Raw genomic sequence first — 11,513 nt, forward strand, 5'->3', positions numbered from 1 at the left:
GAATATGAGGATACTCATTTTGGGATGTGGTTGGCTTGCAGAATCTTTTGCGCTACATATGAAGTATCAAGGCCATGAGGTTTGGGCTAGTACGACAACATCTGAAAAATACCATCGGTTGAATGCCGATGGTATTTTTTCATTTATTCTAGACTTTGATTATGAAAACTTTCCAGCAAGGATAGATTTACCTACTCAATTTGACTTCGTATTAAACAGTATTCCGGCAAGTCAGAAAAATAGTGTAGCGATTCTTGAAAACAGATTTTCGAATATTAAATCATTTTACAGGCACATTACTTGGAAGAAACAAGTCTTTCTGAGCTCTATTGGAATTTATCCGGATAAAGATGCTGTATTTGATGAATTCTATGCAGATACAACCGAGCTCTCATCAAAACTCTTGCTTGCTGAAGCATGCATGTTGGGATTGGCTGATACCATAATTTATCGATTAGGAGGTTTGTTTGGTAAAAACCGTGTTTTTGCCAAATATTTTTCCGAACGTATTTGTACGACGGGTGAACAGCCAGCCAATTTTGTTCATATCGATGATGTGATCAGACTGTTAGAGGCGGCATCTTGCAATGTGCTTAAACATACTGTATACAATGTTGTTGCTCCCTTACATCCTAAAAAAAAGGACGTAATTCTAGCGTCGGCAAAAAAATATGGCTATATTTTGCCACTTGCATTCGAAGCAACGAATACGATTCAAAAAATAGTTAGGGGTGAATTACTTCAAGAGGAACTGGAATATGAATATGTCCTGCCTAATCCTTTGCAATTTTAATTCATTTTTATTTTAAAAAGAAAAATGAATTTGTGACTACCAAGGTGAAAAAATTAAATAATTTCATTATTTTAACATCAATTCTACTATGGGAAATTTAAGTAGGGGGTCATATTTGCGGGAATTTACCCATATCGAGAAATTTTTGCCAGATATTGGTGTTTTCCTTTGAACAAACCGATAATAGATTAGTATTTTAACAGCATATTATAATAGAGCCATGACAAATGTAGAGAGACATCAATATATCTTAAAACAATTAAAGGAAGTCGGCGTAGTTCAGGTAATTGATCTATGTGAGGAATTGGGCGTTTCCTCTGTGACCATTCGGAAGGATTTGACCTTGTTGGAAGATAGTGGATTGTTGTTTAGGACGCATGGCGGGGCAACACAATATAATCCTTATACGACTGATCGTACCGTATTTGAAAAAGAGAAACTTCGTTCGGATGATAAAAGCAGGATCGGGAAAAAAGCGGCTGAAATGATTGAGGAAAATGATTCCATCATTATAGCTTCAGGAACGACCATGCAGTCGCTAGCAAAGCAGATTGTTCCTAAAGGAAATATTACTGTAGTGACTTCGGCATTGAATGTTGCAATGGAATTGATCAAATATCCTTCGGTTGAAATCATGCAGATGGGGGGGACGCTTCGCAAGACCTCAACATCCGTAACGGGAAAGTATGCAGAAAATTTATTACAGGATTTTTATTGCAGTAAATTGTTTTTGGGTGTAGACGGGATTGACCTGGAGTACGGGATATCAACGTCAAGTGCGCAGGAAGCTCAATTAAATCGCATTATGATCGATACGGCTCAAAAAGTTGTCGTTCTTGCAGATTCTTCCAAATTTGGAAGAAGAAGTTTCGGACGAATTTGTGGTTTTGATAAAATTGATATATTAATTACCGATGACAAAGTAAATACAAGCTTTGTGGAATCGTTAGAAAAAGCTGGGGTAAACGTCATAGTTGTTTAACACAGTTTAACAAAAAAAACTCAAAACTATGCTCGACTTTTTATCATAAAAAATGTCCCCAAAAGAGTGTTTAACTTTTTGGGGACATTTTTTCTATGGATAATTTTTTTAGCTCAGTGCCGGCTCCTGCTGGCTTAAACAGTGGAAACTTCCCAGCCCCCAAATAATGTCAACGGAATTTATACCGATGACTTTACGTGTAGGGAAACAGCCTTGGATAATATCCAGTGCTCTTTGGTCATTTTTATCGTTGAAGATCGGTACAACAACGATATCGTTTGCAATGTAGAAATTAGCATAAGAAGCAGGCAATCTTGTTTCGTCATAGATGACCGGTGCTGGCATTGGGAGCTCAACGATATGCAGTGGCTCTCCATTTAAGAGCCTAAATGAACGAAGTGTTGCTAGATTTTCTTGAAGTATCTCGTAGTTTTCATCCCTTGGATCTTCCTCGACAACTGTTAAAACGGTGTTTTCGTTGACGAAACGTGTAATATCGTCAATGTGTCCATCTGTATCGTCTCCAACGATACCGTCTCCAAGCCATAAAACCTGTTCCTGACCGTAAAATTCTTTTAAATAAGTTTCTATCTGCTCTTTTGTCAGGTGTGGATTTCGGTTTTTATTCAATAGACAAGCCGTTGTTGTCATGATTGTTCCTGCGCCATTAAACTCAACTGAACCGCCTTCCATGACGATATCAGGGACAAATAGAGGAAGGTTGAATGTTGTGGCAATACGTGTCGGAACAATATCGTCCAGGTCGAAAGGAGGGTATTTTCCACCCCAGGCATTATAGCCCCAGTCGACTACTGCTTTTTGATTTGTTGCTTGGTTAATAATAAAAGCGGGACCGTGGTCTCTACACCAAGCATCGTTAGTCGGATTAAAGTAGAATTCGATATTGCTAAAATCTGTTGTCACTTCTTTGAGTGCGGTAATAGCAAAATTTTGCATTTCCTCATTAGCGACGTTAATCCTTACTTTTTGCCCTGCTGCTACGGCTTTAATAAATTCGCAATAAGGTTTGTATATTGTTTCGATCTTCCCGGGCCAAGATTCCTCTTTATGTGGCCAGCTCAACCATAAGGCTTCTTGCTTTGCCCATTCTGCAGGAAAAGAGAAGCCCTGTTGTTTTGGGGAATTGTCAAAATAGTCCAGGGTGAATGTTTTTTTTTGTTCCATACTTATTTTAGCGGGATTAAAAAAGCCATTTCAGTTTGTTTCAGCACAGTGGTATGCCTTCGAAACTGAAATGGCTAGCATATCCAATATTAGTCTTCGTCAATAAAACGTTTGGTGATCGGCGCGTATGTTTCGATTCTTCGGTCTCTCAAAAATGGCCAATGTTTTCTGAAATAGTCCGATTCATTTAAATCTAGTTCGACGACCTCAATTTCTTCTTTGTCATGTGAAGCAAGGTAGAGTAATTTACCTTGTCCATTCGTCACGAAGCTTCCACCCCAGAATTTCATTGCACCATTTTGTTCAAATCCCACACGGTTAACGGATACAACAGGAACGCCGTTTGCAACGGCATGGGAGCGTTGTATTGTTTGCCATGCATTATATTGATCTTTGTTGGTTTCTTCATCTTGGTCTGTTGCCCATCCGATAGCAGTAGGATAGAATAAAATTTCGGCACCCATCAATGCGGTAATTCGAGATGCTTCCGGATACCATTGATCCCAGCAAATTAAGATGCCTATTTTTCCAAATTTTGTTTTGAATACTTTGTAGCCTAAATCGCCTGGTGTAAAATAGAATTTTTCGTAAAACGCAGGGTCATCTGGAATATGCATTTTGCGATATTTTCCTAAATAGGAACCGTCTGCATCCAATACAGCGGTTGTATTATGGTACAGTCCTTCTGCTCTTTTTTCAAATAATGAAGCGATAATGACGACACCTGCTTCTTTAGCAACAGCCGATAGGGCGTCCGTTGATGGACCCGGAATAGCTTCAGCCAGTGCGAAATTGTCATAATCTTCCACATCGCAGAAATATAAAGAGGTAAATAGTTCTTGCAGACACACAATTTGCGCACCTTTTGCAGCGGCTTCTTTTACTTTAGCGATAGCTTTTTCGAGATTCTCTTGTTTGCTTGCGGTACAGCTCATCTGTACAACTCCAACTTTTACTTTGCTCATTCTTTAATGCTTATTTTAATACAGCACAAAGATACTATTCTTAATTTGGATTTGGTCGGTAGGAAAAACAAAAAGAGCTCTTAGAGCTCTTTTCGTAATCTTGCTACCGGAATGTTCAATGCTTCCCGATATTTTGCAACCGTTCGCCGCGCAATATTGTAGCCTTTTTCTTTGAGAATCTCAGTGAGTTTCTCGTCAGCCAAGGGTTTCCGTTTATTTTCTTTTGCGATGCACTCCTCCAATATTTTCTTAACCTCTTTATTGGATACTTCTTCACCAGAATCCGTTTGAATAGCTTCAGAGAAAAACGATTTTAAGAGAAATGTTCCAAATTCTGTTTGTACGTATTTTGAATTTGCTACCCGCGACACAGTTGATATATCCATATCGATTTTGTCGGCGATGTCTTTTAATATCATTGGTTTTAGCTTACGATCATCACCTGTGAGGAAATAATCATATTGGTATTCCATGATTGCATTCATTGTTTTTAGTAGGGTTTGTTGACGCTGTTTTATTGCATCAATAAACCATTTGGCTGAGTCAAGTTTTTGTTTGACAAATTGCACAGCCTCTTTCATTTTTTTATCCTTTTGATCCGATTTCTCGTAATGTTCAAACATGTGTTGATAATCACGACTTATGCGGAGCTCAGGTGCATTTCGGCCATTTAAAGTCAAATGCAGTGTTCCATCATTATTGCTGATATGGAAATCCGGGATAATATGTAGTTGCTTGCCTGCTACTGCGCCAGAATCTCCTGGTTTTGGATTAAGTTTTAGAATTTCGTTGACTACGTTTTTTAAATCTTCTGATGAAACGCCTAAAGATTTTTCTAATTTATCATAATGCTTTTTAGTGAATTCTTCCAGGTAATTCGCTACGACTTTAATAGCGAGTTTGATTGTGGGATTTTGTGTGTCCTTTTTTTGTAATTGGATCAATAGGCACTCTTGCAGATCTCGTGCTCCAATTCCTGCAGGCTCAAAATCTTGAATTACCTTTAGCATATCCAATACTTCCTGTTCATCGGTCATTACATTTTGGCCAAAAGCGAGGTCGTCGACAAGATTGATGATGGGCCGGCGTAAATAGCCGTCATCGTCCAGACTGCCAATAATTTGCTGGCCAATTAAAAAGTGCTTGTCATCTAAAGCTAAAAGGTCTAATTGTTGTTGTAACTGCTCATAAAAGGATTGCTGAATTGCAACAGGCATTTCTTTTCGGTCGTCATCGTCATCTCCGTAGTCATAGCCATTGCCATAATCTTTGAAATCATCTTCCTGGATATAGTCTTCTAAACTAAAGTCTTCTGAGTCGAATCCGTCTTCATTGTCAAAGTTGTCATCTGGATCTTTATCGGGGTATTCTTCTATAGGATCGGTCATATTAGTCAAGCTACCATCTTCTAACGCAGGGTTTTCTTCTAATTCTTCCTTGATTCTCGCATCTAATGAAACAGTCGGAACCTGCAACAATTTTATAAATTGTATTTGCTGCGGGGACAATTTCTGTAATAGCTTTTGTTGTAATGTTTGTTTTAACATGCTAATAGTTGACTTTTTTACATCTAAATTTAAACAAATATCATTATTATTTTAAAATAAAATCGATAATAAATAAAAAATGGGTATAATATTTGTGGAACGCGGGAAAAAGTTGCAAAGAAATTTGAGACTAGGCCTTTTTCTACCTATAGGTCTTTTGTTGTTTAATCGTGGCTGTAATTTCCAAAATCCACCCTTTCGAATTATGTCGTATTTTACAGTTGTTTGGCAGGTGTTTTTTATTGTTAAAAAATGTAAATAGTTGATTACAGCGATTTATTTAGTTGTATATTTAGCCCCTGAAAATAGATAAAAAGGCATATTGGACAGGTGTAAAACCTTTTGCTGGTCGGATGTGTTGAATATAAGATAAATTTCCATTTATGTTTAAACGTATTAAGAATAGGATTCTTCGTTATCTTGTTATAGCAGTATATTTTATCATTATATTGGTGTGTGCTATACAATTGAATTTTTTGTGGCTCTTTGGTTATTCTCCAACAAAAAAGGATATCGTTATGCCTAGTGTTAATATTTCTACGGAATTATACACGGCAGATAGTGTTTTAATTGGACGGTATTTCGACGAGGACAGAAATCCAATTCCATTTGATAGTATTCCGAAGTCTGTTACTAATGCGTTGATTGCAACTGAGGATGTTCGTTTTTATAGCCATAATGGTGTTGATTTTTTTGGTCTAGGATCAGGTATTATCTCTACATTAAAAGGGGATAAACGAGGCGCGAGTACAATTACGCAACAGTTAGCTAAAAATCTTTATCGTACTCGTTATAATAAGGCCGGTGGATTGTTGACGCGTCTTCCCGTGGCGGGTCTAGTGATCACGAAGTTTAAGGAGTGGATGACGGCTTATAAATTGGAGCAACGTTATTCCAAAAATCAGATATTGGAGATGTATTTAAATACAGTATCCTTCAGTAATAATGCCTATGGGATTGAGACTGCTGCAAAGCGCTATTTTTCGAAAGGAGCGAATCAATTGAATCAGACCGAAGCTGCTGTTTTGATTGGCATGTTAAAAGGTACGACTTTATATAATCCTATTCGTAATCCCGAAAATGCTTTTGTGCGAAAAAACACCGTTTTAAGTCAAATGTATAAAGGTGGTTTTCTGAAAAAAGAAGAGTATGATAAACTGGTTAAGGAGAAGATTGTTTTGAATACAAATAGTCAAGATCTTAATGCGGGTGGAGATTCTTACTTACGTGCTGCAGTAGCTAAATGGTTGGAAAAATGGTCTGAGGATAACAATTATGATATCTATACAGACGGTTTGAAAATTTACACGACGATAAATTCTAAACTTCAAAAGCATGCTGAAGAGGCTGTGGCGAAACAAATGATTGAATTACAGCAACGTCTAAATAACACCTGGGAGGGCCAGGAGCCTTGGCGTGATTTATCAGGTAAGGTTATACCCAACTTCTTGGATAATTTGGCAAAGAAAACTCCTTATTATGCTTTTTTGAGTAAAAAATATGCAAATACCCCTGATAGCATCAATTACTTCCTAAATAAAAAGAAGAAGATCGAAGTTTATAATTGGAAGGATGGTGGTAAGATCCAAAAGGATATGTCTACAATGGATTCTTTGAAATATTATGCCATGATGTTAAATGCAGGCATGATGTCTATGGATCCGTACTCGGGTGAAATTAAAGCATGGGTGGGTGGGATCAACCACCAATATTTTAAGTATGATCACGTGATGCAGGCGAAGCGACAAGCGGGGTCTACATTTAAACCTTTTGTATACTTGGCTGCTTTGGAGTCAGGGATGTCTCCGTGTGATAAGATTACGGATAAACCTGTTACGATCAAGATTGATAAAGGAGATTCTGTTGAGGTTTGGGAGCCTAAAAATGCAGATTGGAATTTTTCCTATCGTGAAATGTCGTTGCGTCATGCGATGGCGCGTTCCATTAATTCGGTTACGGTTCAGTTAACTGATATGGTTACGCCCGCGAAAGTTGTTGATGCGGCACATCGTTGTGGTATTACAAGTAAATTAAATCCTGTTGCCTCTGTGGGGTTAGGACCTAATGATGTTTCTGTTTTTGAAATGGTGAATGGGTACTCGACGATGATGAATCACGGTGAGCGTGTCTCACCTTTATTGGTGTCTAAGATCGAGGATCATGATGGTAATGTTATTGCCACTTTTCAGGCGGAGCGTAAACAAGTGGTGGATAAACAAGATGCCTGGTTGATGACGTATATGCTGCGGGGTGGTATGGAAGAACCTGGAGGTACATCTCAGGGATTGTGGGAATGGGATTTATTTGATAAGGAAAATGAAATCGGAGGAAAGACAGGTACTTCTTCCGAATATGTAGATGGTTGGTATATGGGAGTGACTAAAGATTTGGTGACAGGTGTTTGGGTTGGCTGTGACGAACGGAGTATTCACTTTAAAAATTCTCATTCGGGAGAAGGTTCTCGTACAGCATTACCAATATTTGGGGTGTATATGGAGTCTGTTTATAAAGACAAACAATTGGGATATACGCAAGGTAAGTTTCCTAGTCCTACTGTTGAAATTACGAAATCTTACAAATGCGAAACTCCGCGTTATAGTGATCCGGAACCAGAGCAAAGTGATTCGACACAAGTAGAAGAGCCCGCTGATGAAGGATTTATCGGGCCTGAGGAAGAGGGAACGGAGCATCCTGTTGAGCGTAATCATACTGAAGGTGCTGATAGCGGAACGAGTAGCGTGGGGTCATCCTCGTTGGAGGAGCTTGGTAGTCAAAACTGATAATAGTTAAAGATATATCTAAAAAATAAAGATGGCCGCCTAGTTTAACTAAGGTGGCTTTTTTTATGCTAGGCTGCGTGGTTGGAATCTCTCTTGGTGAACGTTTGGTGTTGCTGAGGGAAAAGATTATTCCAATTAGGATTATATTTACGGATGAGCCTTTCGACTTGCATGGTTGTAAAATGTTGCAGTTCACTTATTCTCTTATTGGCGGTCTCCGAATTTGTGAAAGATTCTGTGTAGATTATTCGATTTAAGCTAGGGCCCTGGTTGAAAATAAAATTATTGGACTGCTGTAGTTCCATTACTGTACTAAAGATGTTGGAACTGAGACCGATTTTAAAGTGTTTCCGATTGTTGTCAGTTGATATATATACAATAAAATTGTTCATAATGCTAAATTATTTGGACGTTTAAAATATATTTACTAATTTTATTGGCACAATATTACTAATAAAATTAGTTTTTGCAAAATATTTTTTTGAAAAAATAATATGTCAAATATTTCGTCCAATCTGAAATTCCTTCGAAAAGGAAAAAAAATCACCCAGCAACAATTTGCTGATCTTATGGAAATTAAGCGTGCGTCTGTCGGTGCATACGAGGAAGATCGAGCAGAGCCTAAATATGAGTTATTAAAGAAGATTGCCGAATTCTATGGTTTGACTATGGATGAGTTGGCAAACGATGTTATTGATGACAAATGGAAGCCGGTTCCTAAAAGCAATGCCTCAAATTTAAGGGTGCTTAGTGTGACTGTGGATGCAGATGATCGTGAAAATATCGAACTTGTTCCGGTTAAGGCTAGTGCGGGGTATTTAAATGGATATGGTGATCCAGAATATGTTGCTGAGTTGCCAAAGTTTTCGCTACCTATGTTTGGTCAGGGGACATTTCGTGCTTTTGAAATAAAAGGGGATTCGATGTTGCCTTTACCTTCTGGTTCTATTATTGTGGCCGAATACGTAGAAAATTGGCATGATATTAAACCAGGAAGTACCTATATTGTCGTGTCGAAAGAAGATGGTGTGGTGTATAAACGCGTTGCTTTTAAATTTAAAGAGGATAAAGGTTTGAAGCTTGTTTCTGATAATAAGACCTATGAGCCCTATTGGGTAGAGACTGCTGATATTCTTGAAGTGTGGAAGGCTAAGGCTTTTATTAGTACACAGCTGCCCGAACCTACTCCGGAGCCAACCATGGAAACCCTGACCAGCATGATGGCGCAGATGCAGAAGACGATTAATGCAGTGGTAGATGGTTCTAAATAGTGGAGAATTATCTACGTATTTTTATTATTTAGTCACGCTGTGAAGATGATTACAAGGACTGAGGAGCGATCGATAGCTTGTTTTTATAGGGACTGTAGGTATATTGAATATAAAAACAATCTATCTAAGTTTGTTTTTTATTTTATAAAATGCTATATTTGCATATCTGAAAGGAAGGGGGCTCGTATTGCCCCCTTTTTTTAATTCAATTAATTTAGCATTTCTAGAAACAGAACAATGCAGCATATAGAAAAGAGAGTTATTGAACTCATCGCGGAAAAAATTGCAGATCGCGAGGATTTGTTTATCGTCAGTGTGAAGATGCGCCCAAATAAAATTCTCGAGATTCTTTTGGACGGAGATAATGGGGTGAATATTGATGATTGCGCACAGGTGAGCCGTCATGTTGGTTTCCACTTGGAGGAGGAAAATGTAATTGATGATGCTTACCGTTTAGAGGTTTCATCTCCAGGTATTGATGCTAATTTTGTTAATATCCGACAGTATCAAAAGAATATAGGTCGTACAGTTCAGGTAAAGTTGAACGATAATACAAAAGTTGAAGGTACATTATTGACCGTAGACGAGATGAAGATCAATGTTCTTCAAAAGATAAAAGAAAAAGGTAAAAAAGCACAAGAGGTAGAAAAAGAACTTCCTTTTGATCAAATAAAAGCAACAAAAGTGGTAATTTCATTTTAATAATAATGAGTAACAGCAACATCAATCTGATAGACTCTTTTCAAGAGTTTAAGGAGTTTAAGAATATCGATAGACCTACTGTTATTACAGTATTGGAAGAGGTTTTTCGTAGTATGATCCGTCGTCGTTTTGGTACGGATGAAAATGTGGATGTTATCGTGAATCCAGATAACGGAGATTTGGAGATTTGGAGGACGCGTGTCGTTGTTGAAGATGAGTTTTCAGAAGATGATGACCTTGAAATCGAATTAGCGGAAGCTAGAAAGCATGATGAAGATTTGGAAGTAGGTGATGATTTTATTGAACAGATCACATTGGAAAGCTTTGGTCGTCGTGCAATTTTAGCGGCACGTCAGACGCTTGTATCTAAGGTTTTGGAATTGGAAAAAGACGAGGTCTTTAAGAAATATAAAGATAGAGAAGGAGAGTTGGTCATTGGTGAGGTCTATCAGATTTGGAAAAAGGAGATCTTGGTATTGGATGAGGACGGGAATGAATTAATTCTTCCTAAATCAGAGCAAATCCCAGCTGACTATTTCAAAAAGGGAGATGGCATTCGCGCAGTTGTGCATAAAGTAGATATGATGAATAATAATCCGAAGATTATTATTTCACGTACTGCACCTGCGTTCTTACAACGTTTATTTGAACTTGAGGTTCCTGAGATTTTCGATGGTTTGATTACGATCAAGAAAATCGTTCGTGAGCCAGGGGAAAGAGCAAAGGTTGCTGTTGAGTCTTATGACGATCGTATTGATCCTGTAGGAGCTTGTGTTGGTATGAAGGGGTCTCGTATTCATGGTATCGTTCGTGAGCTGCGTAATGAGAATATTGATGTAATTAATTTTACAACAAATCATTCGTTGTACATCGCTCGTGCTTTGAGCCCTGCAAGAATTAGCTCAATCAAAATCGATGAAGAAAATAAGACTGCGGCTGTATATTTAAAATCGGATCAAGTTTCTTTAGCCATTGGACGTGGGGGACATAATATTAAATTGGCTGGTAAATTGACTGGTTATGAAATAGATGTTTATCGCGAAAATGACGAGTTTGATGAAGATGTCGATATCGAAGAATTCAGCGATGAGATTGAAAGCTGGGTTATTGATGAATTGAAGCGTGTCGGCTTGGATTCAGCTAAGTCGGTGTTGTCTCTTAGCGAGGAAGAGCTGGTTAGACGTACCGATTTGGAAGAGGATACTGTTCGTGAGATTGTACGTATTTTACAAGCTGAATTTGAATAAAATTCAGCTCGTTAATTTTTTTCTATCTAACATTCGGAATA

At 38.0% G+C, this 11,513-nt stretch carries 10 protein-coding genes; 6 read left to right on the forward strand and 4 right to left on the reverse strand.

Features of this window, described 5'->3' with window-relative positions; all coding sequences use genetic code 11:
• Positions 1-4: 4 nt before the first annotated feature.
• Entirely contained in the window at positions 5-793 is a 789-nt protein-coding gene (locus AACH28_RS24440; RefSeq protein WP_341831787.1) for a GDP-L-fucose synthase, read from the forward strand.
• Positions 794-1,013: 220 nt separating this feature from the next.
• A complete protein-coding gene (gene agaR / locus AACH28_RS24445; RefSeq protein ID WP_341831788.1) occupies positions 1,014-1,775 on the forward strand; it encodes a transcriptional repressor AgaR in 762 nt (253 codons plus the stop codon).
• 108 nt (positions 1,776-1,883) lie between these two features.
• Here the strand turns inward: agaR and AACH28_RS24450 are convergent, their stop codons facing one another.
• From AACH28_RS24450 to rpoN, 3 genes are all read right to left on the reverse strand, one after another.
• Positions 1,884-2,960: an agmatine/peptidylarginine deiminase gene (locus AACH28_RS24450; protein WP_286753757.1), complete on the reverse strand. Its 1,077-nt coding sequence runs from the start codon at positions 2,958-2,960 to the stop codon at positions 1,884-1,886.
• Positions 2,961-3,049: 89 nt separating this feature from the next.
• Positions 3,050-3,925, reverse strand: coding sequence for a carbon-nitrogen hydrolase (locus AACH28_RS24455; RefSeq protein ID WP_112376122.1), 876 nt, complete (start codon positions 3,923-3,925; stop codon positions 3,050-3,052).
• An 80-nt stretch (positions 3,926-4,005) separates the two neighbouring features.
• A complete protein-coding gene (rpoN, locus tag AACH28_RS24460; RefSeq protein WP_341831789.1) occupies positions 4,006-5,472 on the reverse strand; it encodes an RNA polymerase factor sigma-54 in 1,467 nt (488 codons plus the stop codon).
• A 383-nt stretch (positions 5,473-5,855) separates the two neighbouring features.
• On the opposite strand from rpoN, the gene AACH28_RS24465 reads away from it, so the two are divergent.
• Positions 5,856-8,252, forward strand: a complete 2,397-nt coding sequence (locus AACH28_RS24465) for a penicillin-binding protein 1A (protein WP_070567762.1) — start codon at positions 5,856-5,858, stop codon at positions 8,250-8,252.
• A gap of 68 nt (positions 8,253-8,320) precedes the next feature.
• Here AACH28_RS24465 and AACH28_RS24470 read toward each other — a convergent pair whose 3' ends face one another.
• Positions 8,321-8,644: a GIY-YIG nuclease family protein gene (locus AACH28_RS24470; RefSeq protein ID WP_112376125.1), complete on the reverse strand. Its 324-nt coding sequence runs from the start codon at positions 8,642-8,644 to the stop codon at positions 8,321-8,323.
• 102 nt (positions 8,645-8,746) lie between these two features.
• Here AACH28_RS24470 and AACH28_RS24475 point away from each other — a divergent pair, with 102 nt between their 5' ends.
• The 3 genes from AACH28_RS24475 (at position 8,747) to nusA (ending at position 11,472) form a co-directional block, all read left to right on the forward strand.
• On the forward strand, positions 8,747-9,523 hold the full coding sequence (locus tag AACH28_RS24475; RefSeq protein ID WP_112376126.1) for a LexA family transcriptional regulator: 777 nt from the start codon (positions 8,747-8,749) through the stop codon (positions 9,521-9,523).
• Between the two features lie 237 nt (positions 9,524-9,760).
• Positions 9,761-10,225 carry a ribosome assembly cofactor RimP gene (rimP, locus tag AACH28_RS24480; protein ID WP_075993376.1) on the forward strand — a complete coding sequence of 155 codons (465 nt, stop codon included), beginning with the start codon at positions 9,761-9,763 and terminating at the stop codon, positions 10,223-10,225.
• A gap of 5 nt (positions 10,226-10,230) precedes the next feature.
• Positions 10,231-11,472 (forward strand): transcription termination factor NusA, encoded by a 1,242-nt coding sequence (gene nusA, locus AACH28_RS24485; RefSeq protein WP_070567754.1) that lies wholly within the window; start codon positions 10,231-10,233, stop codon positions 11,470-11,472.
• Positions 11,473-11,513 lie beyond the last annotated feature (41 nt).

It is taken from the genome of Sphingobacterium thalpophilum (genome assembly GCF_038396785.1).
Lineage (GTDB): Bacteria > Bacteroidota > Bacteroidia > Sphingobacteriales > Sphingobacteriaceae > Sphingobacterium > Sphingobacterium thalpophilum_A.